The sequence below is a fragment of the Muricauda sp. SCSIO 65647 genome, assembly GCF_021534965.1.
GTDB lineage: Bacteria > Bacteroidota > Bacteroidia > Flavobacteriales > Flavobacteriaceae > Flagellimonas_A.
The window spans coordinates 2,433,645-2,458,732 of sequence record NZ_CP091037.1 but is presented as its reverse complement, the minus strand read 5'-3'; the positions used below and the strand labels follow the sequence as shown (position 1 = coordinate 2,458,732).

Annotated in this window: 26 protein-coding genes; 15 read left to right on the top strand and 11 right to left on the bottom strand. The window is 43.5% G+C overall.

All coding sequences use genetic code 11. The features are described 5' to 3' along the window. Positions 1-6 precede the first annotated feature (6 nt). A complete protein-coding gene (locus tag L0P89_RS10835) occupies positions 7-309 on the bottom strand; it encodes a hypothetical protein (protein WP_235265123.1) in 303 nt (100 codons plus the stop codon). A gap of 328 nt (positions 310-637) precedes the next feature. Then, positions 638-1,276, bottom strand: coding sequence for a hypothetical protein (locus L0P89_RS10830; RefSeq protein ID WP_235265122.1), 639 nt, complete (start codon positions 1,274-1,276; stop codon positions 638-640). A gap of 269 nt (positions 1,277-1,545) precedes the next feature. Here L0P89_RS10830 and L0P89_RS10825 point away from each other — a divergent pair, with 269 nt between their 5' ends. The 4 genes from L0P89_RS10825 to L0P89_RS10810 all read left to right on the top strand — a co-directional run bounded on the left by L0P89_RS10825 (position 1,546) and on the right by L0P89_RS10810 (position 5,963). Continuing rightward, positions 1,546-4,047: a zinc-dependent metalloprotease gene (locus L0P89_RS10825; RefSeq protein ID WP_235265121.1), complete on the top strand. Its 2,502-nt coding sequence runs from the start codon at positions 1,546-1,548 to the stop codon at positions 4,045-4,047. Between the two features lie 170 nt (positions 4,048-4,217). After that, positions 4,218-4,421, top strand: coding sequence for a hypothetical protein (locus L0P89_RS10820; RefSeq protein WP_235265120.1), 204 nt, complete (start codon positions 4,218-4,220; stop codon positions 4,419-4,421). 115 nt (positions 4,422-4,536) lie between these two features. After that, positions 4,537-4,980, top strand: a complete 444-nt coding sequence (locus L0P89_RS10815; RefSeq protein WP_235265119.1) for a hypothetical protein — start codon at positions 4,537-4,539, stop codon at positions 4,978-4,980. A gap of 179 nt (positions 4,981-5,159) precedes the next feature. Next, the gene (locus L0P89_RS10810) at positions 5,160-5,963 is read left to right on the top strand and encodes an SH3 domain-containing protein (protein WP_235265118.1); all 804 of its coding nucleotides are present in this window, start codon (positions 5,160-5,162) and stop codon (positions 5,961-5,963) included. A 45-nt stretch (positions 5,964-6,008) separates the two neighbouring features. On the opposite strand, the gene L0P89_RS10805 is transcribed toward L0P89_RS10810, so the two are convergent. Beyond that, positions 6,009-6,194 carry a hypothetical protein gene (locus tag L0P89_RS10805; protein ID WP_235265117.1) on the bottom strand — a complete coding sequence of 62 codons (186 nt, stop codon included), beginning with the start codon at positions 6,192-6,194 and terminating at the stop codon, positions 6,009-6,011. 3 nt (positions 6,195-6,197) lie between these two features. Next, positions 6,198-7,133, bottom strand: coding sequence for a DUF6607 family protein (locus L0P89_RS10800; protein WP_235265116.1), 936 nt, complete (start codon positions 7,131-7,133; stop codon positions 6,198-6,200). Between the two features lie 103 nt (positions 7,134-7,236). Here L0P89_RS10800 and L0P89_RS10795 point away from each other — a divergent pair, with 103 nt between their 5' ends. From L0P89_RS10795 to L0P89_RS10775, 5 genes are all read left to right on the top strand, one after another. Then, positions 7,237-9,333 (top strand): TonB-dependent receptor plug domain-containing protein, encoded by a 2,097-nt coding sequence (locus L0P89_RS10795; RefSeq protein WP_235265115.1) that lies wholly within the window; start codon positions 7,237-7,239, stop codon positions 9,331-9,333. Between the two features lie 12 nt (positions 9,334-9,345). Then, complete coding sequence (locus L0P89_RS10790) at positions 9,346-10,224, top strand: IPT/TIG domain-containing protein (RefSeq protein WP_235265114.1); 879 nt, start codon at positions 9,346-9,348, stop codon at positions 10,222-10,224. A gap of 148 nt (positions 10,225-10,372) precedes the next feature. Continuing rightward, positions 10,373-10,711 (top strand): hypothetical protein, encoded by a 339-nt coding sequence (locus tag L0P89_RS10785; protein ID WP_235265113.1) that lies wholly within the window; start codon positions 10,373-10,375, stop codon positions 10,709-10,711. A 73-nt stretch (positions 10,712-10,784) separates the two neighbouring features. Then, positions 10,785-13,217, top strand: a complete 2,433-nt coding sequence (locus L0P89_RS10780; protein ID WP_235265112.1) for a TonB-dependent receptor — start codon at positions 10,785-10,787, stop codon at positions 13,215-13,217. Position 13,218: 1 nt separating this feature from the next. Next, on the top strand, positions 13,219-14,523 hold the full coding sequence (locus L0P89_RS10775) for a PepSY domain-containing protein (protein WP_235265111.1): 1,305 nt from the start codon (positions 13,219-13,221) through the stop codon (positions 14,521-14,523). A gap of 87 nt (positions 14,524-14,610) precedes the next feature. On the opposite strand, the gene L0P89_RS10770 is transcribed toward L0P89_RS10775, so the two are convergent. Further along, positions 14,611-15,129 carry a peroxiredoxin-like family protein gene (locus L0P89_RS10770; protein WP_235265110.1) on the bottom strand — a complete coding sequence of 173 codons (519 nt, stop codon included), beginning with the start codon at positions 15,127-15,129 and terminating at the stop codon, positions 14,611-14,613. A gap of 10 nt (positions 15,130-15,139) precedes the next feature. After that, a complete protein-coding gene (locus L0P89_RS10765; protein ID WP_235265109.1) occupies positions 15,140-15,721 on the bottom strand; it encodes an NAD(P)H-dependent oxidoreductase in 582 nt (193 codons plus the stop codon). A gap of 105 nt (positions 15,722-15,826) precedes the next feature. Here L0P89_RS10765 and L0P89_RS10760 point away from each other — a divergent pair, with 105 nt between their 5' ends. Further along, complete coding sequence (locus L0P89_RS10760) at positions 15,827-16,219, top strand: winged helix-turn-helix transcriptional regulator (protein WP_235265108.1); 393 nt, start codon at positions 15,827-15,829, stop codon at positions 16,217-16,219. Positions 16,220-16,362: 143 nt separating this feature from the next. Here the strand turns inward: L0P89_RS10760 and L0P89_RS10755 are convergent, their stop codons facing one another. Then, complete coding sequence (locus tag L0P89_RS10755; protein ID WP_235265107.1) at positions 16,363-16,539, bottom strand: hypothetical protein; 177 nt, start codon at positions 16,537-16,539, stop codon at positions 16,363-16,365. A gap of 50 nt (positions 16,540-16,589) precedes the next feature. Between L0P89_RS10755 and L0P89_RS10750 the strand changes: the two genes are divergently transcribed. The 3 genes from L0P89_RS10750 (at position 16,590) to L0P89_RS10740 (ending at position 19,406) form a co-directional block, all read left to right on the top strand. After that, on the top strand, positions 16,590-18,269 hold the full coding sequence (locus L0P89_RS10750; protein WP_235265106.1) for a tetratricopeptide repeat protein: 1,680 nt from the start codon (positions 16,590-16,592) through the stop codon (positions 18,267-18,269). Between the two features lie 169 nt (positions 18,270-18,438). After that, positions 18,439-19,215: a methyltransferase family protein gene (locus tag L0P89_RS10745; RefSeq protein ID WP_235265105.1), complete on the top strand. Its 777-nt coding sequence runs from the start codon at positions 18,439-18,441 to the stop codon at positions 19,213-19,215. A gap of 50 nt (positions 19,216-19,265) precedes the next feature. Further along, on the top strand, positions 19,266-19,406 hold the full coding sequence (locus L0P89_RS10740; protein WP_235265104.1) for a hypothetical protein: 141 nt from the start codon (positions 19,266-19,268) through the stop codon (positions 19,404-19,406). 725 nt (positions 19,407-20,131) lie between these two features. Here L0P89_RS10740 and L0P89_RS10735 read toward each other — a convergent pair. Genes L0P89_RS10735 through L0P89_RS10725 form a run of 3 tightly spaced genes read right to left on the bottom strand, consistent with a single transcriptional unit; the run spans position 20,132 to position 21,900 of the window. After that, entirely contained in the window at positions 20,132-20,968 is an 837-nt protein-coding gene (locus L0P89_RS10735; RefSeq protein ID WP_235265103.1) for an NmrA family transcriptional regulator, read from the bottom strand. Between the two features lie 25 nt (positions 20,969-20,993). Continuing rightward, positions 20,994-21,485 carry a DUF1772 domain-containing protein gene (locus L0P89_RS10730; RefSeq protein ID WP_235265102.1) on the bottom strand — a complete coding sequence of 164 codons (492 nt, stop codon included), beginning with the start codon at positions 21,483-21,485 and terminating at the stop codon, positions 20,994-20,996. Positions 21,486-21,504: 19 nt separating this feature from the next. Further along, a complete protein-coding gene (locus L0P89_RS10725) occupies positions 21,505-21,900 on the bottom strand; it encodes a DUF5367 family protein (RefSeq protein ID WP_235265101.1) in 396 nt (131 codons plus the stop codon). Between the two features lie 36 nt (positions 21,901-21,936). Between L0P89_RS10725 and L0P89_RS10720 the strand changes: the two genes are divergently transcribed. Then, positions 21,937-23,076: an adenylate/guanylate cyclase domain-containing protein gene (locus L0P89_RS10720; protein ID WP_235265100.1), complete on the top strand. Its 1,140-nt coding sequence runs from the start codon at positions 21,937-21,939 to the stop codon at positions 23,074-23,076. Positions 23,077-23,080: 4 nt separating this feature from the next. Here L0P89_RS10720 and L0P89_RS10715 read toward each other — a convergent pair whose 3' ends face one another. After that, a complete protein-coding gene (locus L0P89_RS10715) occupies positions 23,081-23,938 on the bottom strand; it encodes an AraC family transcriptional regulator (protein WP_235265099.1) in 858 nt (285 codons plus the stop codon). Between the two features lie 120 nt (positions 23,939-24,058). Here L0P89_RS10715 and L0P89_RS10710 point away from each other — a divergent pair, with 120 nt between their 5' ends. Further along, complete coding sequence (locus tag L0P89_RS10710) at positions 24,059-25,066, top strand: VOC family protein (RefSeq protein ID WP_235265098.1); 1,008 nt, start codon at positions 24,059-24,061, stop codon at positions 25,064-25,066. Positions 25,067-25,088 lie beyond the last annotated feature (22 nt).

Sequence of the window (25,088 nt, the reverse complement as noted above, 5' to 3'; positions counted from 1 at the left end):
TGAAAACTATCTTTTATAGGGGTCAAAATCTTCAGGAAGATACTCGGCTGTGTCAAAACCTAAATCACAATCGTCTTCCTCAATATAATTGATGGACTTTACCGTTACCTCGCCCTCGTAGGGATTGAACCCCTCGGGAAGGTAGTCTGTGGTATCAAAACCAAGTTCCATATCACTCGGGTTTTCTATGAATTCGATTGAATTGATATCAAACTCAAAAGTGGTTTTATCTTTTTTTGCTTTGGCGCTGAAAAGCGGCAAGAGCATCGCTGCGATGAACAGTGTCGATATATATTTTCTGTATTTCATAGTTCATTGTCTGATTTATGGTACAAAGGTATAACTGTTAAAAACAAGGATTGGTATGTTTTTAAATTGCTTAACAATTGCCAAAAAAAGGTGTAAGAAAACGATTGCTAAATTTTGATTTCAAGGAATGACAACTCGATAATTTTGGGCATTTATTTTTACCGATTCGGCAACTTTTTCCTTTCTTTTTTAACAGTTGCACTTCGTCGATTTTTTTGTTATTTTTTTGTTAAGACCTTATTTTTCAGGTTATAACCAATGAAAAATCCCGGCGAGTGCCGGGATTCATCAACTAACTAACTCAAAAAATTGATAAAATGAAAACATCCTACCTAGCATGACCCGCATGGGGATCAAAGTTTTCAGGAAGATAAGCCGAAGGGTCGAAGCCCAAATCGATTATTTCCTCTTCTTCGATATACTCGATCGAGCTCAAATCGAAGTGCTTTTCATATGGGTTGAACCCCTCAGGTAGATAGTCTTTGGTTTCAAAGCCCAAATCCTCATCTTCTTCCTCGACATAATTTATCGAATCGACGGTAACCTCACCCTCACTGTAGGGATCGAACCCTTCTGGTAGGTACGCTGCGGTATCAAAACCGAGTTCGGCCGTATTATCGTCTTCGATGTATATGATGGAGTTCAAATCAAAATAGGTCTTATGGGGATCAAACCCTTCGGGAAGATAGTCGGCGGTATCAAAACCAAGATTGACTTCTGATTCTTCCTCGATATACGCTATTTCATCTAAACTTAATTCTTTAGGTTGCCCAACATTAAATTCTGCTAACTGGAAAGGAGCATCCTTTTCGATCTCGGCCCCTTCTTCAAGAGCCGTAAACTGGTTCGCGATCGTACGTGTCATCTCCGCAGTTGTGTGTAACACGGGTACCGTACTTTTTTGTGGTGCTGCTTCGGTGGTACTACTTAAAAGTGCGCATCCGAAAAATACTAATAACTTGTTCATTTTTTGATTGATTTGATGATTGATGTCATTGCTTATAAGACTGGCATATTTTTAAATTGTTACACTGTTTTGGCTTTTTTAACAAAAGTTCAATGTGGCGTGAACGCAAGTATAGTAGGCGATTCCATTGGGAGCATCAATAAAATGCAGTATTTCGAAGGGTTACGATTTATCGGGGAAAAATTTCATATTAATATTTTTTTAACACTTGTTTCCTGCAATTTTTAGGTTCTTTATAGAATTCGAAATATTCAAACCTCGTCAAAAAAATGTTCCAAAAACTACTTCCGAAATTGTTGTCATTACTTTTCTTGGTGGCAGCATTTCAAACCACCGACGCCCAACTTTTCAAGAAAAAGAAAAAAACCACTGAAAAGACTTCTGACGCCAAGTCGAAGAAAGATGACAAAATAAAGCCTTATGATAAGGTCATCACCAAAGAGGCCCTGACCGATGAGGGTCTTTTTCATGTGCATAGGGTCGATGGCAAACATTATTATGAGATACCTGATTCACTCTTCAACCGTGAAATGTTGATGGTGAGCCGTATCTCAAAAACCGCCACGGGCATCGGTTTTGGGGGCGGTAAGATCAATACCCAAGTACTACGTTGGCAGAAAAAGCCAAAAAAGGTGTTACTTCGCGTGGTATCGTACGGCAATTATGCGGCCGACTCGCTGCCCATTCATGAAGCCGTGGTCAATTCTAATTTTGAACCTGTCCTTTTTTCGTTCGACATCAAAGCTTTCAACAAGAAAGATTCGCTGAACCCTGCCACGATCATTGAGGTAGACCCTATGTTCACCAAAGATGTGAATGCACTGGGCATGCCCGACAGATTTCGTGAACGCTATAAAATTAGCCGATTGGATGGCGATCGAAGTTATATTGAGTCCATTAAAAGCTATCCGCTGAATATCGAGGCCCGACATGTGAAGACCTATGCGGCAAAAAAACCACCCAGCAACCAAAGTTTGGGCTCCATATCGGTTGAGATCAACAACTCGATGATCCTATTGCCCGAAAAACCCATGAAACGCCGTTATTTTGATGAACGTGTGGGCTGGTTTGCCCGTGGACAGGTCGATTATGGACTGGAAGCGCAAAAGAGCAAAACCGTTACCTATTTAGATAGATGGCGTTTGGAAGTAAAGGAAGAGGATATCGAAAAGTTTAAGGCCGGCGAACTGGTAGAGCCAAAAAAACAAATTGTTTATTATGTGGACAGGGCCACTCCAAAAAAATGGATTCCCTATATCAAAAAAGGTATTGAAGATTGGCAGGTCGCTTTTGAAGAAGCCGGCTTCAAGAATGCCATTATCGCCAAAGACCCTCCTTCACCTGACGAAGACCCCGAGTGGTCACCCGAAGATGTGCGCTACTCGGTGGTGCGCTATCTTGCCTCGCCCATACCCAATGCCAATGGCCCTCATGTGAGTGACCCGCGAAGTGGCGAAATATTGGAGTCTGACATCAACTGGTACCATAATGTAATGACCTTGCTTCGCAATTGGTTCTTTGTACAAACCGCGGCCATTAATACTGAAGCACAGAATGTAGCGTTTAAAGATAAGATCATGGGGCGTTTGATACGTTTCGTATCGGCACATGAAGTAGGACATACATTGGGACTTCCACATAATATGGGAAGCAGTGCCGCCTACCCAGTTGATTCGTTGCGCTCGGCATCGTTTACCAAAAAAAATGGCACCGCTCCCTCCATTATGGACTATGCCCGGTTCAATTATGTGGCCCAACCCGGTGATGAAGGAGTAGCACTGATGCCCGACATCGGAGTCTATGACAAGCATTCCATTCGATGGGGCTATCGCCCAATTTTAGATATTGCTGCTGAAGATGAAAAGCCCATCTTGAACCAGTGGATTCTCGAACATGCCAATGATCCCATGTACCGCTTTGGCCACCAGCAGGTTGGTGATGTGGTCGATCCCAGCTCACAGACTGAAGATTTGGGCAATGATGCCATAAAGGCCAGTGAATATGGTATTGCCAATTTGAAGCGTATTGTTCCCAAGCTTATGGAATGGACCACCGAAGACGGCAAAAACTATGATGACCTAGAGACGATGTACGGTGAGGTCATCAAACAGTTTAGTCGTTATATGGGCCATGTATCGAACAATATCGGCGGGGTTTACGAATACTATAAGACCGCAGATCAAGAAGGGGCCGTCTATACCCATGTTTCCAAAGCGCACCAAAAAAACTGTCTTGATTTTTTGCATGCCCAGTTATTTGAAACGCCCGATTGGTTGATCGACCAAAACATTTTCAACAAAGTACAGTATTCGGGTTCCATTGAACGTATAAGGGCCCTACAGGCACGCACACTGAACAATATGTTGCACTTGGGCAAAATGGCGCGTATCATTGAAAATGAGACGGCCAATGGCGATGGGGCCTACAAACTGGTCGACATGATGCGCGATCTGCGACGCGGACTATGGTCTGAAACCCGCAACGGAAAGAAAATAGATACCTACCGAAGAAATCTGCAGAAAGCACATATTGATAGATTGGCCTATCTATTGACCGCGGAAAACCAAAAGAAAAAGCCTGAATTCGGAGGGTATCAGAAATCAACGGTGGTCAATACAAGCCAATCTGACATTCGGTCAGTGGCACGCGCTGAACTGAACAATCTTGAGAGAGATATTAGAAGTGGCCTATCGCGAATCTCTGATACCATGAGTCGTTATCACTTGCAAGACGCCCTAGAGCGCATAGCACTTATATTGGATCCAACCTAGAAAATGTAAGAAAAATCGATGAAGTGCATGCTGGTTTTGGCTTAACCAGTATGTACCGTTTTCACACATCGCCTTTTTGGGGTTTCACATCAGTTCAAGAGACTTTCACAACATATGCCAAAAGTGCGCTTTTTGATTGTTTAATTTAGTAATCCCAAATCTGAATTACTATGAAGACCTACAAAATCAAGAGCCTGATCTATTTTGGCTGCTTTCTAATGGCATCTTTCCTTTATTATGGTATCGAGCAATATGACCGGTACCGAGAATTCACTATGACCAACAATGTCGCCGAGATTGAATCAACTGAGCTTGATACTGCTAAGCCAGATGAAGATCTTGATGGTTCAAAAGATTTGGTCGAGAACCGATAGAAACGGTCCAAGCCCTCGCCATCCTTTCCGTGTTAAATACTTCACAAACTTTTCTATGGTTTTAAACCCCTTGCCAAAAGAAGTGTCAAAGGGTTGAATCATTAAAATTTAGACCATGAAAAAAGTTTTGATCACTATGGCCCTTTTGGCCGGATTAACAGGATTTGCCCAGCGCGATGGGCAGCAACGACACAGGGGTGACGCGCTAAAAGAGATGACACCTGAGCAGGTGGCCACCTTAAAGACAAAGAAAATGGCCCTTGCCCTTGACCTTACGGCAGAACAGCAGCAAAAAGTCAAGGTAATCCATCTAGAAAATGCCGAACTGCGAAAAAATAAGATGGAAGAAAGAAAGGCCAAAAGAGAACAGGGCGAACAAAAAAAGCTCACTGCAGATGAGCGCTTCGCCTTTGAAAATGCCCGATTGGACAGACAATTGGCCCAACAGGCAAAAATGAAGGAAATTTTGACCGATGAGCAATACCTACAATGGAAAAAAATCAGGCATCTAAAACAGCACGGCAAAAAGAAAATGAAGGTGGGCAGTAGTAGAGGTTAGTGTTTTTTGTTGATTTTGGAAGGGCTCCAGCTCCTGATGCCATCGGGATGTCTGGGGCTCTTCATTTTTGCCCCTATGGCACCATACATCGATAAAATAGTGCCATTTGCCGAATCACACGGCCCATCGAGACCTACCCAGCGTACATAGTATAGAAATCATAATTAAATTTTAGTACAATGAAAACAAAACAGATGTTATCGATCCTTACCTTACTAGCCATCTGTTTGTTTACAAACGCCCAAGAAAAACTACACTGCCTTGATGGCAGTTGTAGTTTTGAGCCCGGGCAGATCGTTTACCTTTTTGGTGACCAGGTGCAATTAAGGGTAGCCCCAACGAGAGAGGCCAAGGTGTTAAAGACATTGCCCATTGGCATGCACATGGTCATACAAGAAAGGCATGAGAATTCATGGCGGTACAAAGGTGTCGATTCCCATTACTACAAAGTCGATTACAAGGGCACCGAAGGATATGTGCTGGGCGGACTCCTGGCCCTTGAAAAAAAGACCATCAATGATGTGGTGCATCTATTCGGCAGGGGCAAAATCGGCGAAGAAGACCAGCTGGTCATTCGCACACTGCAAGAAGATGGTTCGTTTAAAGAGAAATCGATACGCTTGGGCAATGGCCAATTTTATTTGACCGATTTGGGCACCAAGGGCCTGCCCGATGTCGATGGCATTTTGCTGATAGACTATGTGGCCGAAGGCTGTGGCATTGAAGGCGGCGGTATTTATCTGTTTCAACAGGGCAAGGTGCTGCACCAAGTAGCGCGTTTATCACAAGTATCAGATGCAGGGGCCTATTATTTCTGGGAAGAATTCATATTTCCTGAAGATAAGCATGGCGTAGCCGGAAAGATTCGCTACAAGAAAGAAATTGGTGAATACTATGATGAGATGGCCAATTGGAAAAAGACCAGCGTGGAAACCAAAGAACTGGTCTGGGTCAATAACAATCTGGGCTTAGCGCAACAATGACCAAAAAAGGCCACCAAAATTGGTGGCCTTTGTTATTTTGGGGGCTTAGCTTACCGCATCGAACATGTGTTCATTGAGTTCGGCAACATCATTGCCTTGAGAGATCGCTTCCTCAATTTGGGTAATTGATGGGTTGCTTTTCCAAAAATCACGTTGCAGAAAAATGTTGTCCTGTGCAAAAGTAACGGCCGTGAAAAGGAAACAGATCAGAGGCAAAACACTGTCTCTCATGGTTTATTTGCTTTTCGAGTCTTCTTCCATTGCTTCTTTCGCCACAAAAGACTTAATAGTATTGGCAAGGTCTTCCTTTTCGACCATTTCTTCTTCGAAAAGATGCTTGTACAATACTTTATTGTCGACTTTTTCCTTTAAGGTCAAATCGGTATCACGGGCATAAACCTCATCCCAAATCGAACGTACGGTTGCCCATTTATCATGATTTTCTACCCACCAGTCAGCGGCGGCTTTGCAACGTTCATCCGGCACCTGTACATAGGTATTGTATCCCTTTTCCTTGGCCAGAACGAAATCGGATTCTCCTTCTTTGCGCACCACTTTGGCATTATCTTGGTCATGCACCCAACCCTCGGCAGTGATTTCATGACGATTACCTCTCATGGTAATATTGTAGTCGGCACGTTTGGTATATTCACGGCGTGGCAGTGGAGCGGGCGTCACATTTTCCCAATAACTTTTGCCATCGACATGTACCCAGGTAGCACTCCCTTCATAACGGGGGCTATCATCTACTTGATATACTTTTTGCGTCCATTGCCCAGAAACCGCATCGGCATCCTTTTTCTCAAAAGACCAATGGTTATCGCCATTGTACATATAGAACTTGTTGTTCTCGAACAGCCAATCTTGCCTCCAATGTTTTACGATCATCGGCTCTGCTGGGTTTCCGACCTGAAGAATGTGTTGAATAACGACTTTATCATCTTCATCGGTAACCAATTGTGCCCATTCTAGGCCCTTGTCCACTTTGGTTTTTGATGGCTTGTATAAAGAGTCTTGACTATAATTGAAGGTTTCCGAAAAATTGAAGGTTACCTCGAAGCATCCACACATTTTTTTAATGGCCTGACGATCTTGTTCTTTTTTGGCCTGCGCATGCACGCCCACTGCAAAAAGAACAAAGAGGCTGGTTAATAAGGCAAATCTTTTCATGATGAAGTGTTTTTTTGATGATTGTTAAAAAGGAAAAAATAATATTATTCTTATTTAGATTAATTTAAAATAACTATATATTTGCTGACAAATGTAATCAGGAATGAGTCTAAATAAAAATAATTGTCCGATTATTTTTTCACTTTTTTTATGCTTGGTGCTAAGGGCCCAAGAGGCAAGGGAAAAAGACTCGATTCTTACCGAAAGTTTAGAAGAAGTGGTGGTAACGGCCACCCGAACCGTGCGGCAACTTTCTTCTTTGCCCCTACCGGTCACCTTGATTTCAAAAAAACAACTGCAACAGACAGGGGTGACGCGGCTAAATGAAATTCTCAATGAACAGACCGGTATCGTTATGACCCCAGATGCCACGATTGGTGGTGGCGAAGGGGTACAGATTCAGGGCATTGATGCAGATTATATCATGGTACTCATAGATGGGGTTCCCGTGGTGGGGAGAAGTTCTGGCAACTTAGACCTAAGCCGTTTTGCAATAGGTAATATCAAACAGGTAGAAGTGGTCAAAGGACCCTCTTCTGCACTATTTGGATCTGAGGCATTGGGGGGTGTCATCAACATCATTACCGAGCGCCCCAAATCGGAAAAAATCAGTGGACAGATTTCTCACCGTGCCGCGACCTTCAATAACCAGAACAGTACTATTGGCCTTAACCAACGCCAGGGCGATTTGGGCTATTCGTTCTTTGTGGATCGTTTGAGTAGCGATGGCTATGATTTGGCCCCTGATGCGGAAGGCCAGACCATCAACCCTTTTTTTAACTACACCTTTAATGGTCGAATCTTCTACGATGCTTCCGATAAGCTTCGCTTTTTTGCCTCGGGCCGATATTTTTTACAGGATTTTGACGAACCCTCAGGCACTAGTGAAGAGCGCGATGGAAATGTTCAATTGCGAATAGACCACAAACTGACCGATAAATCCCAGTTCGAATACGAGTTCTATTATACCAATTATGTGACCAATGTGGAGGAGGTGGACCCCGTTGACAATGAAGTGCTGTTCGAAAATGATTTCGACCAAAAGTTGTTCCGACCAGAAATCCGTTTCAATCATGCCTTTGGCCCCAACAATACCCTGACCGTAGGGGGCGGTTACAACTTTGAAACTTTGAACCGTTCCCTTTTTGCGGAACAGGTCAGTTTTGACTCGCAATACGTATTCGCCCAATATGACTTTAAGCCCCTAAAAAAACTAAACGTTATTGTCGGTGCCCGTTTTGACAACCATAGCGAGTACAACTCTCAATTGAGTCCCAAACTATCGGCCCGTTATGATTTTAATGAGCATTGGGCTCTAAAAGGTTCGGTGGGCAGTGGTTTCAAGGCACCCGACTTTAGACAGTTGTTTCTTGATTTTACCAATTCAGCCGGAGGCTATTTTGTATTTGGCAAAAATGTGGAAGCCGAGGCCATACAACGTTTACTAGACAGTGGCGAAGAGGTTAACTTTCCGAATACGGGCCCATCTGATCTGGGTGGTACTTTAAATGCCGAGAGTTCTGTGGGGTATAATTTGGGGATATCCTTTAGAAAAGGAAAATTGACCTCAGAAATCAATTTCTTTAGAAACGATTTTAAAGACCTGATCGATACCTACCTGCTGGCCACCACCAGTAACAGAAATATATTTGGTTACCTTAACAGGCAAAGGGTCTATACACAAGGGCTTGAGGCCGATCTTAAGTTCAGGCCTTTGAGCAACCTTGACCTATCTGCTGGGTACCAGCTCTTGTTTGCCTATGACAAAGACAAGGAAGAGGCCATAGACAATGGGGAAGTGTTTGCCCGTAACCAAGAAACCTTGGAGACCATCCGCCTAGAGCGGGATGATTATTTCGGACTGGAAAACCGCTCTCGACACACCATTAATTTCAAAGCGTTTTATGAAGTGCCCGAATGGGATGCCAATGCCAATCTACGTGTGGTATACCGTAGCCGCTTTGGGCTGACCGACCGTAACGGAAACGACCTGTTGGATGAGTTGGACAACGCCTTTGTGGATGGCTACGCCTTGGTGAACCTTTCGTTCGGAAAAACCTTTTACAAACACTACCAATTACAGGTAGGTGCCAACAACCTGTTAGACTTTAAAGGCTCTAACCCCCTGGCTGCCCAAGACAACGAGGTGTTGGTCAACCCCGGTATACAATTTTTTACACGACTCAATATTCAATTTTAAATATCAATACTTATGAAAACCCTTCTTAAACTTTCAAGCCTTCTTATCTTATTTATCGCCTTTGTCGGGTGTAATGACGATGATAATGATGGCCCAACAGAATTTACCGTCACTGCCATTAGCCCAGAATCAGGAACCGTGGGCACAGAAATTACCATTACGGGAACAGATTTCCCCACCGACGCAGCTGATATCAATTTGACCTTTGATGGAGTGGCAGCTGCCATAAGTTCGTTGACCGCGACACGCATTGTCACTACAGTTCCCGCTGGGGCTACTTCTGGGCAAGTTAGTATCGCAGCCAATGGCTTTACCAAAACAGCCCCGACTTCCTTTACCGTTTTGGATGAACTGGTTTCCCAAACCATGGAAAATCTGGAAGCCCCCCAAACCGGAGGCCAGGGAGAGCCGATAGGCGGACCATTTGCCAAGTTCAGCTTTGAAACCGGGGCCGTGACCGATAGTGAAACCGACTGGGACATTGCCTTTAGGGGAACCACCATCGCTATCAACGGTGGAACGACAACGGGAACCGCAGATGAGCCCGAACGTAACGGAAGTGGTGGTGCGTCTATCGAGACTGGAACGTTTACCGATGTCACTTCAGCGGCTGGTCTTACGTTCGCCGAAGATGCCGATGGGGCATTTGCCGTCCCTACGGGCAGTGACAACGGTTGGTACAATTACAACCCCGCAACCTTTACGGTTACCCCGATACCCGGACGAATTTTGGTCATCCGCACCCACGATGGCAAATATGCAAAAGTGGAGATTTTAAGCTATTACAGAGATGCCCCGGCCCAGCCCGATCCATTCATGAACGAGTCAAGGGTCTACACTTTCAACTATGTGTACAACCCAAATGAAGGGGAAACCTCTTTAGCTAATTAAGAGAGCAAAGACCATGACAACACGAAAAACAAAAAGGGTTTTGTATTGTTGTTTCGGCAAAACCTACACCGTAAAAGTATAGTTTGAGTTAGTTTGGGGCCGAAACTGCTTGATCTGGTTTTCGGCCCTTTTTTAAAATAAAATGTCAATGGAGCTTATATATGAAAATAGCTACGGTGCCTCTTACAAAATTGAAAACGCCCCGAATCCAACGTGCAAACTACAAATGGTCATTGACACCATAGGCATTTTTATGTCAGAAACCGATTTGGCACATTTACTTGAAATTGTACGTGATTCAGGTAAACCTTGCTTCTGTGAAGAATGTAAAGGGCAAAAATGCTCAAAAATATGGTGCAACGGACCCTTTCACGATATGTGCTTGAAAATGGACGAAAGCAATCAAGCACAACTGGAAGATCTGATCTTGGGCACCCAATTTATATTGAACATGGACCAAACCTTGGAAAAATATAGCATCAACTAAAAAAATTTGTCCAAAAAAATATTTTTAATTAATCTAAATAAATATAATGATTAGACCAATCTTTACTTTTTTCATGATTTTTCTGGCTGTGCAACTTCATGCCCAGACCGGAACAATAGAGGGAACCACATTGAAACCAGATGGATCTCCCGCCCCTTTTGTAAACATTCTTGTTCAAGGCACCAATTATGGAACTGCTTCCGATACCGAAGGTTATTTTGTGCTTACGAAAGTCCCTATTGGTGAACAAGTGCTTTTGATTTCCTCCATGGGATTGAAAACCTTGAAGTATCCGATTCTCGTAAACAAAAATGAGGTCGTGACCATAAATGTAGAACTTTCAGCATCCCAATTTCAACTTCAGCCCGTTGAGATCATTGGGCGCAGGGAGACAGGTTATAAAAACACCGTTTCTTATGCTGCGACAAAATCAGCCGCACCGATCAAAGAAGTACCTACGACCATAAATTTTGTCACCAAAGAGCTCGCATTAGATCAAGCGGCATTTACGTTAAATGATGTGGTCAAAAACATCAGTGGGGTAAACCAGTTCAGTTTCTATAACGATATCACCATTCGTGGGTTCAGGATTCAAGGGCAACGAAACTCCGGTAATTTGGTCAATGGCATGCGCGCATTTACCAGTTTTTGGAAACAACAGCTCATTCCCCATATCGAGCGTGTCGAAATCATTAAGGGCCCGGCTTCCGCTTTGTTCGGAAATGCCTCACCCGGGGGAACCATCAACAGGGTCACCAAAAAACCATTGCCCGAATCGCGCCAATCAATAACCGCATCTGTAGGAAGTTTCAATACGTTTAGGACCCTGGCAGATTTTACAGGACCCATGACCAAAGATAACAGCCTATTATATCGCTTGAATATTGGATATGAGAATACCGATGGATTCCGGGATCTACAGTTCGCAAGAAACTTTGTGTTCGCCCCTTCTTTTTCCTTTTTGCCAACTGAGCACACCAAATTGAACTTTGACATTGTGTACCAAGATTCCAAAGGCAGATTGGACCGTGGCCAAGCGGTTTTTGGAGATGGCGACCTGTTTTCCACCCCAATTACCAAATCATTGAGTGCCGCCAATGATTTTCTTGATGAAATTACCCTCAACGCCACGGTTTCACTACAACACAATTTTACCGACAACATCACTTTCAACAGTATCTTCATGCGTTCAACCTATGATGAGGATTTGTTGGAGCATAGAACCTCTAACCGCTTTGCCGCTTTAGGGGACGGAAGTATCGACGAAGAGAAAGTGGCCATGCGGGTGTTTATCAGAAAACGAAGTTGGAACAACAACAGTTTCAACAACTACTTCAATATAGATTTTGACCTTGGTTCCATCGAAAATACGCTTTTGGCAGGCTATGATTACTTTCAACAAGAACTGGAACCTGGAGGTTCACAACTGGAAGCCCGAAGCTATTTGCTACAAAATGGAACGGCCACCAACGTATTCAATCCCGATAATGCCGATAATTATGTTTTGGATGCAGATGGAAATCCCGTTACCAACGTGGCCCATTTTGACCTAGCCTCTCCAACGGCAAATGGTTTGCGCGATATGACCAACTATGTGTACCAAACAAGAACGTTCAACCAATTTCTGCAACGCTCGCATGGCATCTACCTTCAAAATCAAGCCAAGATTGGGGCCTTTAAAGTCTTATTAGGACTTCGACAAGAATATTTTACCGATTTTGTTGACTATGATAGCGAAGCAGAAGAGCAAGTAGAACAAGATGCCTTCTTGCCAAGGTTGGGCATTGTATATACTTTGAATCCAAACATTAATCTGTATGGAACGTGGGTACAAGGCTTTCAACCACAAAGTGTGGTCGATATCATCAATCCCGATGCAGGTGGCCCCTTTGACCCCTTAGAAAGTGAATTGTTTGAATTTGGGGCAAAATCAGATTGGTTCAACGGACGTTTGAGTGCATCCCTGGCCATTTACCACCTCACGCAACGCGGGGAACTATATAATGCAGACGATGCCGAAAATCCAGAACGTCTGGTACAGATCGGCGAAGAAGAAGCCAAAGGGTTTGAGTTAGACATTGCCGGTAACATTACGCCCAATTGGAGCATTGTAGCAGGTTATGCCTTTAACGATGCCAAATTTACCGAAAGTGACGACCCTGCTGAAATTGGGCGACAAAAACCAAATGCCCCAAAGCACATGGGAAATCTTTGGACCAAATACATTGTTGACAACGGCCGCTATAAAGGCGTAGGTTTCGGCCTTGGTTATAATTTCGTTTCCGAGCGTTTTGGTTCTATTGTGGCCAGTAACGCAAATCCGACCGAATTCCCTTCTTATGGCCTTTTTGATGCTGCATTGTATTACAATCTGAACAAAGTGCAGATTCAATTGAACATAAGCAATATATTTGACAAGACCCATTGGGTGGGCGGTTATGACTTTATAAGGGCATTCCCCGGGGCACCCAGAAATGTGATGACCACGGTGTCATATACATTCTAAGATGAAGCTGAAAAAGAAGCTGTTTTTTAACATACACAGTTGGATAGGTATCCGGTTGAGCATACTTTTTTTTATCGTATGTTTTTCCGGAACCTTGGCTACCCTGAGCCATGAAATGGATTGGTTGTTCATCCCGGAAATTCGTGCCAAAAGTGAAACTGGGCAACTGGCACCGCGCAATATCATGGTTCAAAATTTTAGGGCGCTCTATCCCAAAGGGGAAATTGAATTTTGGTTAAGGCCCCAAGAACCCTATCTATGTGATATTATTTATAAACGTGAAGACGGCCAGCGCTCTTATGTGCTGGCCAATCCGTATACGGGGGTGGTTCAAGGGGAAGTCAAACTCACCTTTCAGCGTTTTTTCAGGGACCTTCATTACTTTTTGTTCATTCCATTTCAAATCGGGCACTATACTGTACTGATCTTTGGCTTTCTTTTGTTGATTTCGCTCATTACCGCGTTGGTTTTTTACAAAAGATGGTGGCGCAAACTCTTTGAACTCAAAACGGGAAAAGGAACATTGGTGTTTTTTAGAAGTCTGCACCGCTTGATAGGGTTATGGTCAGTACCGTTTACCCTCTTGTTTGCCGTAACCGGTATTTGGTACTTTTTAGAGCGAACCAATACGGCTGGTATTTCGACCAAAGCCAATCCAAAATTGCCAAAGACTGAAACACGTATGGCCCAAAGTGAAACAGAAACGCTTCGTTCTACCCAATTGGATTATAACAAGGCGGTGCAAATGGCCAAAAAATCGATTCCCGACCTTGAAGTGGCCGATATTTCCCCTCCCAAGACCAAGAACGACCCCATTTACCTCACGGGCAAAAGTTCGGTAGCCCTGGTACGGCCCAGGGCCAATAGGGTGTATTTGGATCCCATTACCTATCAACCCATTAAAGTGCAAAAAGCCACGGAAATAAGTACCACGGTATGGCTCAATGATATAGCAGATCCCTTGCATTTTGGATCTTGGGGTGGACTGACCACCAAAATCATTTGGTTTGTCTTTGGTCTGGGCATTTCGGGCTTGGTGCTTTCGGGCATATGGATTACTGTGAAACGAAGGGCCCTCAAGCGCAAAAAGCGTAAGAAAAGTATCATGGGGCCCTGGTGGTATATTAATTGGGGGCTCTATTTACTTATGCTTTTTCTCATGTATTTTATACTGGTAACGCGCTATCAAGCCTCGGTCAGTGCCCTTGTTGTCATTAGTTTGGGTTGGTCGGTATTCATATTTTTTACTTGGTATATTTTCATCTATCGATTGAGAAAAGTGGTCCACCACAAAGCAGATAAATGAATACAACTTTTAAGGTTGATATCATCTTTGCATTGGTTTAGCCAATATCGGGGCAATTGCCCCAGTTTTTATGGGTGTCAAATTTCATCAAAGTACCTCTCCCCTTGCCGGATAACCCGACTGTACAATATAATCCACCGCTTTTACAAAAGACGGCAGATAGGGCCGTCCCCAAGGATTACTGGTCATGGAGGCATAGTATACGTTTTGGGCAGCATCTACCAAGAAAAGGCCCGGCTCACTAAAAATCTCCGGTTCGCCGCTCTTGACCGCCTTGCTCAGGTACAGCCCCCAATGTCGGGCGGTCTCTGAATCCAGTCCATAGCCAAGAGGCAGATCTTGTAAGCCCCAATCTTTCCGCGATAGGCGTGCCCGTTTTTCTGAATCCATGCTCACCGCGACCACCTGTACCCCTCGCTCTTCAAAACGGGGACGTAGCCCTTCCAATTGTTGCAGGTATTTTTTGCAAATGGGGCAATGCAGGCCCCTATAAAAAACGATCAGGGTGAAACTTTGGGGTCGTTGGTTCTTTAGGTTCCATTGGCTTCCACCCAATAGGGGAAATTCCAATTCTGGCGCTTGGTGCTTTGGTGTGGGTCTTGTCATATATTTTCGCTTAAAAGTGGTTCATCAAATGTTTTTCGAATCGGGCAAAGTCGTTTTCAATATCTGGGTTTTTCATTACGTCGTAGGCCATAAAGGTAGATAGCGGCTCCAAACCGAACCATTTGAAGTTCAGGTGCATGGGGCGCAATAGCTCGTCTTCACTTAGGCCGGCGAAGAATGTCTCATCAGGATCGTTAAAGGCTTCCTTGGGGGCATTGGCCGTAACCGACATCATATAGTTTCCGTTGAGTTTGCCGCCGAGGCCATAGTTCTTTTTTGGGGCCGCTTTGCTACGCCCGTCCCCATCAGACAGTTCACCCATCATTCCATAAGAGAAAACAGTATCGATGTATTTTTTGAACGACCAGCTTACACCCATCCAGTTCAAAGGGGTTTGAAAAAAGACGATATCTGCCCATTTGAATTTTTCGATTTCAGTGTTCACTTCGTAGTCATCTTCCATTGTGGTCAGTTTTACTTCGTAACCCCTGTTTTGAAAAAAGGTTTTGGCCTTTTCGGTCAGGGCAGCGTTCAACCGGCCTTCTGAAAACGGGTATTTTTGGTGCCCATTGATGATAAAAACGTTTTTCATTAAAAGAATGTATTACATTTGTTTCACAAAGAAACTTATTATAGTTTATAAATGATACTATAATGGTGTTGCTTGACGCAAATAGTAGTTACCTAAAAGTTACCTATGGGAAGAAAATATGTTGACAATCCCAATCATTGCACGTTGGTGCACACCATGAACATCATAGGCAACAAATGGAAGCCCATTATCATTTACCTCTTGTCAAACGGACCTTTGCGTTTTGGCATGTTGACCCTATTGGTACCCACCATTTCCCGAAAGGTGTTGGCAAGCCAGTTAAAAGAATTGGAACATGACGGACTGATAATACGAAAATCGTTTCCTGAAATCCCACCAAGGGTAGAGTACTCCCTGACCTCCAAAGCCATGGCATTATTACCGGCACTCAGGGCCTTGAGCGATTGGGCCCAACAAAGTTTCCCTGAAATTGAATTTGAAGAGTGCAAAATTGCGGAATTGGGAGATAGTCCACTACAAATTCAAGGCAAACCTTAAGATTTGCTTTTTGAATCTCTTAATCACAGAGCCCTTGTCGAATCTTTAGAACTACCTACTTGAAATGACAAATGAAATACGGGTGTCATTTCGAACCGAATGAAATGAGCGTGAGAAATCTCAATTAACACATTCTAGATTTCTCAATCGTCACTGCGTTCCTCATGTCGAAATGACCACGGACCGATCAATCCGCATTCCACATAAGCACCAAATACGCCTATCTCATTGTCAGTCTGATTTTTAAAGGGAGATTCCTTATTTTTAAAAGGTAAATCAACCAAAATTGAAAAGGCTTCCATACATATGTTTGTTGGCATGTTGTACCTTTTTCGCGGTTCATTCGCAGACCAAAAAGCAGGACAGCCTATTGCTCCGATTCAAAAATACCAACGAACCAGACTCCGTTCGTTATGAAGCCGGTTTGGCATTGGCCCAATTCAACATGCGGTTTGGTGCAGACAGTTCCCGGGCAACCGGACATCGGTTATTGGAATTCACAAAAGCTACGGGAAACAAAATCTGGGAGGCAGACGCCATAAAGTGGATCGGCATTACCCATGCACAACAGGGTCAATTTTCAAAAGCCCATGAATACTTTTTCAAGACCCATGATTTGGTTCAGGAATTAGATGATAAAAAGGGTTTGGCCATCATAAACGGCAACATTGGTACCGTGTTTTACGAAATGGGCAATTATACCCAGGCCCAAGACTATATCTTGAGATCGTTGAAACTCGCAGAAGAACTGAAAGAAGACAGGGTCATATCCAGGGCATTGAACAATTTGGGCAACGTGCACTACGATCAAAAAAATCTTGAAACTGCCCTTGAATACTATCAAAGAAGCCTTGCCATAAAAGAGAAGATGGGGCTTAAAAACAGCTTGCCCTTTGCCCACAACAATATTGGCCTGATACATTCTGAGATGCGGAACCATGAGTTGGCCGTAGCCAGTTTTGACAAAAGTGTGGCCCTTTCCAAAGAAGTGAACGACTTGAAATCGGAGTCAAGGGCCTACAGCAATTTGGGCGTGGAATACACCAAGATTGGCGACTACGCCGAGGCCTTGGAGTATCTCAACAAAAGCATACAAATAAAGACCGAGATCAACGATGATGACGGTTTGGCCTCGGCCTACGTGTACAGGGGTAAGAGCTACCTGTTCATGAACCGCTTTGGCCAAGCACGTGATGATTGCCAAAAGGGGCTTGACATGGCATCGGTCTCTGGGGCCATGAACCTCCAAAAAGAGGCCTGTGACTGTTTGGGCCAAGCTCATAAAGGTTTGGGAAATTATAAGACCTCGCTCGATTTTAACCAGCGCTACACCGCATTGAAAGATTCACTGTTCAACAAAGAACGAACCCAAGAGATTACCCGTGCCGAAATGAACTATGCCTTTGAGAAGAAACTATTGGCAGACAGCATCAATTTCCATAAGCAACAGACTGCACAACAAGTAGCCTACGAACGTAAATTGAACAAACAAAATACCAAATTCTACATCTTGCTTCTTGTTAGCCTTGGGGCCATTGGGTTTTTCACCTTTCTGTATTACAAATACCGACAAAACCTAAAGTTGAAAAAAGTGGAAAACCAACTGTTGAACTCTGAAATTGAATTCAAGAAAAAGGATCTGACCACCTTGGCCGTCAATATTTCAAACAACCAAGAATGGGCCGAATCATTGGCCGAACGACTGCAATCGCTTAAAGCGGCCACCGGACGTAAACGCCAAAAAGAACTGGAGCTTTTAGAAGAGGAAATCAAGAACAAAATTTGGGTGAACAAAGACAGTGATGATTTTTACCAAAAGGTCGATGAGCTGAGCAGTTCTTTCTACGCCCGCTTGAACGAACGGTTCGAAGGGCTCACCAAAACTGAGGTTCGCCTTTGCTCTTTCATCAAGTTGGACCTGAACACCAAACAAATCGCTACACTACAAAACATCAATCCCTCATCGGTGAAAATGAGTCGAAATAGGCTCAGAAAAAAGCTGAACCTCAGTCCTGAAGATGATTTGTCAGCTTTTTTACGCGCATTTTGATTATTTTTTCAATCATTTGATTATCAGGTTTTTAAAATCATAAAAAGTCATTTTGTAACCCATTTGTAACCCTTCTTTTGTTGTGGTGTAACCCATTTGTAATCCTACAATATTCTTATGTAGGCGCTCTTCATGTTTAGGTTTGCCCCGAATTTAAAATCAAACAGTCATGAAGAAAATTTTAATGTTTACGTATTCTATCGTTGCCTATCTGATCGCATTCGGATCCATCCTTTTCTGGATCGCTTCGGTGGGCAACCTCGTTCCAGCAATTGGAATTGACCAAGAACCTCAAATGTCTACCTTGTGGGCAATTTTGAACAACCTGTTGTTGATTTCCTTATTCGGGGTGCAGCACAGCGTTATGGCCAGAAAATGGTTCAAAGAACTGTTCATCCGTTATTTCCCCAGACCGATTGAGCGAAGCACCTTTGTGTTGATCTCTGGGCTATTACTCTTTAACCTGGTATACAACTGGCAGCCGATCGGCGGCCAAATATGGCGGGTCGAACCTGACAGCGTTTTGTTTTATGTGCTCTATGGGCTATTCTTTGTGGGTTGGGCCATATTGTTCATCAGTTCTTTTTTGATCAACCATTTTGATTTATTCGGATTGCGCCAAACTTTTCTGGAGTTGATGGGAAAACCGTACACCCAGTTAAAATTTAGAGTGACACTATTCTACAAATATGTGCGCCATCCGCTATACTTTGGTATGCTCTTGGGCATGTGGGCCACCCCGAACATGACGGTTACCCATCTCGCTTTTGCCATTGCCATTTCGGCATATGTGATCGTCGGAACCCTTTTCGAAGAAAAAGACCTCATGAACGAGTTTGGAGATACGTACAAGGCATATCAGGCCAAAAAACCAATGCTCATCCCCTTTACCAAATGGAGAAAAAGGGTGAACCAAAGCCCAATGGTAAAAGAAGAATTAAAATAATCACAAGAAAACATCATCAAAAAACAGTTAAACAGTTAAACAATTCAACCATGAAAACAAGAACAAACTATAAGATGCCCCTATTCTTTGGGTGGTATGCCATCAGTTCTGGCAGCCAAAAGAGACCTAACAATACCTTGAGGTCGATCGATTTTTCAAGCAAAGACCTAGACTATTTGTATCAGAAATAAAAGACCTCATCAACCACCAACCCGTATTGAAAAAGGGCATCGAAATCGATGCCCTTTTTTTCATGGGTGACAACGTATAAAGAGTGGTTGAATAATATGCTTTAGAAGTAGGTTTTTAGATTTCTCAGTCGCTTCGCTTCTTCGAAATGACGATAGCGCCCCAACAGTCATTTCGAACCGAATGGAATAAGCGTGAGAAATCTCAGTTAGCACATTCTAGATTTCTCAATCGTCACTGCGTTCCTCATGTCGAAATGACTAATGGAACATCGTCGTTCCACTCCTCATGTCGAAATGACAAAGGAAATATTGATGTCATTTCGAACCTTTCAGGCTGAGCTTGTCGAAGTCGAATAAAATGAGTGTGAGAAATCTTAATAACACAAAACGGGATTCCCGTCACTAGGCACTGTCGGAATGACCAAAAAGAACCCAACAGTCATTTCGAACCGAATGGAATGAGCGTGAGAAATCTCAGTTAGCACATTCTAGATTTCTCAATCGTCACTGCGTTCCTCATGTCGAAATGACTAATGGAACATCGTCGTTCCACTCCTCATGTCGAAATGGCGACAGACCAATCAATGCGCATGCTACATAAGCACCAAATAGGTTATCTATTTGTCAATCTTATCTTTAAAGGGAGACCATATGATTTTAAAGAGCAAAAAGGGCATCGAAATCGATGCCCTTTTTTTTCAAACCGAGATAAGTGCCAGTATTCATTATACCTCGACGACCTTGTTCCAAATACCTGTTTTGACCGTTTCCGCAACGTACTCGGAGAAGTCAACCGGTCTTCTTCCCAACAATTTCTCAATGTCGTTGGTCACTAGTTGGTTGTCTGGGTTATCTAAAACATGGGTGAACAGATATTCAATCAACCAAATGACATCTTCGGGCAATTCCATCTCTTTCATAGCTTCCACATATTCAGCCAACGTAATCGGAATGAATTGCAGGTCTCGCCCTGTAGCCTCGGCAATGATCTCGGTTATTTCCTTAAAGTTCAATAGCCGGGGACCCGTAAGTTCATAAATCTGGCCGTTATGACCTTCATTCAGTAACACTTCTATCGCGGCATCGGCCAAATCATTGGCATCTACATAAGGAGCTCCTAGGTGGGCTTGGGGCAAGGCCACCACCCCCTGTTGAATGGGCTCTAAGAAAAAGCTTTCACTAAAATTCTGGTTAAACCAGCTCGCTCGAATGATAGTGGTGTCTATGCCTGAATTCAACACAATTTGCTCACAGTGCTGGGCCTCTACTTCGCCCTTGCCCGAGAGCAAGACCAGTTTCCGTACCCCTTTTTCTTGGGCCACTTTGGTCAAAGCTGTAATGGCTTCTTTGGCACCGGGCACGGCCAAGTCGGGCTGGTAGGTAATGTAGACTTTTTCCATCCCTTCCAAAACGGCAGGCCAGCCAGCCGGATTGTGCCAATCAAATGATGGGCTTGCCCCTCTGGAGCCAATGCGAACGTTGTGCCCCAAATTGTTCAAACGCTCTACGATGCGTCTTCCTGTTTTTCCTGTTCCTCCCAATACTAAAACATTGTTTTTCATGCTATTCAATTTTTGATGTTTATACTTACTTATTTATTCCTGCGATGATGAGCAAGGCAAATGATACCGTTGCCGTGATGATTCTGATGATGTGAAAGCGGTTCCAAGGTCGCTCAAACCGTTCCCGTAAGGCCTGCAATTCTTCCAAGGAACTATTGGCGAAATCGGTCTTATCCAATAGTTGGTTTAGCGGAACGTTGCCAAAGACGGTGACCAAGACCACGCCCAAAAAATAGATTCCGATTGCGACAGTGACCAATCTGAAATGCTCTGGCGACACCCCTTTGTTGGTTACCATAGCCACGATTCCCACCAAAAAAGACCCGAAGAACACCGCAAAGAACAAAGGGTTCTCAATACTCCTATTCATTTTTTGAAAGGCCTGTAGGTACCCTAGATCGTCCAATTGTCCAATACCAGGGGTTACGGCGTTTCCCCATGTGAAACACAGTCCGGCCGTAAGTCCGATTAATAGTGTTGCCGTGAAAAGGGTCAGATTGCTTGTTGAAATTTCCATGATTCATGATTTTGATTGATTAAATAAACTCTCGTGTTCTTTTAATTTTGAAATACCAGTACAAGACCGTCGTGCTTACAAACTCAAGCCCGATCAGCCAGAAACCGATATCGGTAAAGAATTCGTAATGACTGCCCCCGTAGGGTATGACCAGCATGGGTACGGTGATTAGGGCATCCAATGCGGCCGCTATGAAGAAAAAAGTGATTCCGGTTTTGAGTCCATGGGTATCGATCCCTTTACCATAGTACAATGACGACCCCAACCAAACAATTGGAACAATCGCTATGAACAGTATCAAATTGGCCTGCTGTTCCGTATTCTCCATCACGGGTATGTAGAAGGAGATTGAAAATGAAAGGACGCCCAAAAACCAAATCAAGACTCCTACCCAAATTGCTCTTACTATTTTCATTGTCATTCGATTTTTAATTACAAGGCAAACTTAGCCTTGCCCCTACCGGTAGATTTGTTCGAAAAGGAGAATGATTTGTTCGAAAAGGATAACTTTGGGTCTATGGCCAAAAAATTCATGGTATTGAAAAACCCCTTTAGCAAACGCAGGTGGCGAATACTTCGCTTTTTCATTATTGGCTGGACCTTATCTTTTCTCTTCTTGGCCATAGTGCGGGGTGTAGGTACCGAAGAACAGGGCCAGCTTCAGTTCAGTTTTGGTTTCAGCATTAAAGTTGCCCTCACCTTGGGGCCCATTATGGGGTTGGTTTCCGGTCTTGCGCAGATCATCATTGAAGAACGCATATACAAATACCTGCCCATTCAACGGCTATTGTTCATCCGCTTTATCTACGCCTCCCTTTTTATCATGGTATTGATCGTCGCGGCATATGGGGTCTATCAACTGTATATCGGAACAGATATGGGCATATGGGACTTTGCCCGTGATGATGGGAGTGCCGCTATTTATTTTTATGTGATTTTCGTGGACTTCTTTCTGTCCGTTTTGCGGCAGGTCAACCTGATGCTTGGCGAAGGAAATTTAATGAAATTGCTCCGCGGGAAATTTTATACCCCAAGGGAAGAAGCTCGAATTTTTATGTTTTTGGATCTGCAATCCTCCACCAATTTAGCCGAGCGGCTGGGCCATATACAATACAGTCAGCTTATACAGGACTGTTTTAACGATTTGGGCATTGCTGTGGAAAGTGGTGCCGAAATCTATCAATATGTGGGTGATGAAGCGGTTTTGACCTGGCCATTGCAAGAAGGGCTTCAAAATCAAAATTGTCTTAGAACGTTTTATGGTTTCAAAGAACTGCTGAAAAAGAATGGCGCCTATTATCGTACCAAATATGAGTGTGAGCCTTTTTTTAAAGCCGGTATCCATGCCGGTGTGGTCACCGTGACCGAGGTGGGCAAGTACAAAAAGGAAATCGCCTATCATGGCGATACCATTAATACGGCGGCCAGGATACAGGGGCAATGCAACTTTTTTAATGAGGAATTGCTTATGTCAGAATACCTTAAAAATCAATTGAATACCAAAGCTTTTATCTTTAAGCCCATAGGAAGCGTACCGCTAAAGGGTAAAAAAGAAGACGTGCCCATATGCTCTGTTTCATCAAATTCATGATGCCCTATTTTCGTATTTCACTGGGACGAAACCCGAATTTTTTGGTGAAAGCGTTGGAAAAAGAACTCAAGCTATCGTAGCCCACATGCCACGCTGCCTCTTGTACGGTCGCTTGATTGCTTCTAATGAGATCATGGGCCTTGACCATACGTTCGTTTTGCAGGTATTTGAAGACAGGTACGCCAAATAGTTCTTTGAAGTCTTTTTTGAGCCTAAAGGTATTCAACCCTATCTGTCGTGAAAGTTCGGCCAGTGAGGGGGGCGTATCGAGATTTTGCGATAGTATTTCCTTTGCCTGAAAAAGCTTTTCACGCTCGGTGGCTTTGATGGCTTGGGTCTCTAAGGTGGACAATTGCCAGAAAAAATGTGATAACAGAGCTGTTATCTGACTGCGGAAAAACATCATCTTGGCCTTGCCCTCATATTGATTGCCAAAAATATTGTTGACAATCTGTTCCATTTCGGGCGTCATGAAAAAACGGGGCCCCTCAACATACGAATCTGAAGGATTGACCAAATGTTCCAACAGATCGGTAAAGAGTTCACCCTCACCATTGGGAAGGTTCTGTAGGTTTTTTGGTGCTGTGGCAATCAAGATGCATTGCAGTGGCTTTTTTGGCGAAACCGTATGCACGCAATCAACAGTGGTATCGGCATAGAATGAAATGGCCAAACCCTTGGTATTGTCGTATTGCGCTTTTTGGTCACCATAGTTCATGCTCAAGTGTACATTGCCCGAACCATAAAAGGCAACGGCGATCAAAGGCTCGTCAAATTTACAAGAGTCGATGATGACCTTGTCTGAGTTGGCCTCCTCTACCAAAATGATAAAATCGTTGATGTTGATGATGTCGCGTACCATAGCTATGCTAAAATTAACCAAAAACAATACCTGAATGGCCAAAAAATACGGTGTTTCTTATTTCAGTGATTATGGTAAACTGTAACTTAGATTGATAAAATTCGATTTTAAGCTCTTTTTATGACCAAAAATAATTTCGTATTCGCCGATCTCTCTACATATGAGCTAAAAACTGCCCAGCAATTCTATGCAAACGTTTTTGATTGGGAGTATGTCACTGAAGACGACCTATATCATTTAGCGACCTATCAAGGCAAAGAAATCTCTGGGCTCTATGAAACCCCACAAAAGTTCAAGGATATGAACATGCCCTCTTTTTGGATGGGGTATATTCAGGTCGAGAATGTTCAAGAGACCGTTGCAAAGGCCAGGGCTTTCGGTGGTATTATCGAATTGGTCGATACCGAAAATGCCATTGGGGATATCGCCCTTATTCGTGATCCCTTGGGTGCGGGCTTTACGGTATATGAAGGAAATCAACTGGCCAGTCGATATGAAAATGCCGAAAATGCTTTGGTCTGGAACGAGCTGTTCATTTCAGACCTGAAAAAAGTACAACCCTTTTACGAAGGTGTCTTTAGTTGGTCCATTTCGCCTGGTAATAACCATCGCCATTTCATACTAGATTCCAAAGAAAAACAAATCGGGGCCATTCAAGAAGTCAGTAACGAGCTAAAGGGCAAATATGAATATTGGGGTGTTTTCTTCGCCGTTGACAATGTAGCGACCACTAAGCAAAGGGTATTGCAAAACGGTGGCTCATTAATCTTTGAAGATGAAAATTTTACGGCGCTGGCCGACCCTTTTGGAGCATTTTTTCATGTGGTTCCATTGGAAAAAAACAGTACGGTTACCAGAAAGGATAGGTCAAAAAAGTCTTTTAAGTGGAAAGCTATGCTTGGCTTGGGACTCATTCTTGTTTACTTTATCACAGGATGGCCGTGGATATGGGCCCTATTTTTTGCCTTTTGGGTGTATATGGATTTGCGTTCGGGTTATACCCACCTATTTGAACCGGTTCAAAAAAAGCAAAACCCCCTACTGTATTGGATCGTGGTCGCCATGTGGGCCTTTTTGGGAGTGTACAGCGTTTTATACTATACCGATCCGCAGTGGTTTTATGCATAAGTGGAACCACATGACCCATCAC

Excerpts from the sequence above, each read along its gene's own strand:
- L0P89_RS10715 (WP_235265099.1), bottom strand. The coding sequence starts at position 23,938 with ATGGTACGCGACATCATCAACATCAACGATTTTATCATTTTGGTAGAG.
- L0P89_RS10790 (WP_235265114.1), top strand. The coding sequence starts at position 9,346 with ATGAAAACCCTTCTTAAACTTTCAAGCCTTCTTATCTTATTTATCGCC.
- L0P89_RS10810 (WP_235265118.1), top strand. The coding sequence starts at position 5,160 with ATGAAAACAAAACAGATGTTATCGATCCTTACCTTACTAGCCATCTGT.
- L0P89_RS10820 (WP_235265120.1), top strand. The coding sequence starts at position 4,218 with ATGAAGACCTACAAAATCAAGAGCCTGATCTATTTTGGCTGCTTTCTA.
- L0P89_RS10815 (WP_235265119.1), top strand. The coding sequence starts at position 4,537 with ATGAAAAAAGTTTTGATCACTATGGCCCTTTTGGCCGGATTAACAGGA.
- L0P89_RS10825 (WP_235265121.1), top strand. The coding sequence starts at position 1,546 with ATGTTCCAAAAACTACTTCCGAAATTGTTGTCATTACTTTTCTTGGTG.
- L0P89_RS10730 (WP_235265102.1), bottom strand. The coding sequence starts at position 21,485 with ATGGAAATTTCAACAAGCAATCTGACCCTTTTCACGGCAACACTATTA.
- L0P89_RS10800 (WP_235265116.1), bottom strand. The coding sequence starts at position 7,133 with ATGAAAAGATTTGCCTTATTAACCAGCCTCTTTGTTCTTTTTGCAGTG.
- L0P89_RS10770 (WP_235265110.1), bottom strand. The coding sequence starts at position 15,129 with ATGACAAGACCCACACCAAAGCACCAAGCGCCAGAATTGGAATTTCCC.
- L0P89_RS10735 (WP_235265103.1), bottom strand. The coding sequence starts at position 20,968 with ATGAAAAACAATGTTTTAGTATTGGGAGGAACAGGAAAAACAGGAAGA.
- L0P89_RS10740 (WP_235265104.1), top strand. The coding sequence starts at position 19,266 with ATGAAAACAAGAACAAACTATAAGATGCCCCTATTCTTTGGGTGGTAT.
- L0P89_RS10755 (WP_235265107.1), bottom strand. The coding sequence starts at position 16,539 with ATGCCAACAAACATATGTATGGAAGCCTTTTCAATTTTGGTTGATTTA.
- L0P89_RS10725 (WP_235265101.1), bottom strand. The coding sequence starts at position 21,900 with ATGAAAATAGTAAGAGCAATTTGGGTAGGAGTCTTGATTTGGTTTTTG.
- L0P89_RS10775 (WP_235265111.1), top strand. The coding sequence starts at position 13,219 with ATGAAGCTGAAAAAGAAGCTGTTTTTTAACATACACAGTTGGATAGGT.
- L0P89_RS10830 (WP_235265122.1), bottom strand. The coding sequence starts at position 1,276 with ATGAACAAGTTATTAGTATTTTTCGGATGCGCACTTTTAAGTAGTACC.
- L0P89_RS10835 (WP_235265123.1), bottom strand. The coding sequence starts at position 309 with ATGAAATACAGAAAATATATATCGACACTGTTCATCGCAGCGATGCTC.
- L0P89_RS10795 (WP_235265115.1), top strand. The coding sequence starts at position 7,237 with ATGAGTCTAAATAAAAATAATTGTCCGATTATTTTTTCACTTTTTTTA.
- L0P89_RS10780 (WP_235265112.1), top strand. The coding sequence starts at position 10,785 with ATGATTTTTCTGGCTGTGCAACTTCATGCCCAGACCGGAACAATAGAG.
- L0P89_RS10745 (WP_235265105.1), top strand. The coding sequence starts at position 18,439 with ATGAAGAAAATTTTAATGTTTACGTATTCTATCGTTGCCTATCTGATC.
- L0P89_RS10765 (WP_235265109.1), bottom strand. The coding sequence starts at position 15,721 with ATGAAAAACGTTTTTATCATCAATGGGCACCAAAAATACCCGTTTTCA.
- L0P89_RS10760 (WP_235265108.1), top strand. The coding sequence starts at position 15,827 with ATGGGAAGAAAATATGTTGACAATCCCAATCATTGCACGTTGGTGCAC.
- L0P89_RS10805 (WP_235265117.1), bottom strand. The coding sequence starts at position 6,194 with ATGAGAGACAGTGTTTTGCCTCTGATCTGTTTCCTTTTCACGGCCGTT.
- L0P89_RS10785 (WP_235265113.1), top strand. The coding sequence starts at position 10,373 with ATGGAGCTTATATATGAAAATAGCTACGGTGCCTCTTACAAAATTGAA.
- L0P89_RS10710 (WP_235265098.1), top strand. The coding sequence starts at position 24,059 with ATGACCAAAAATAATTTCGTATTCGCCGATCTCTCTACATATGAGCTA.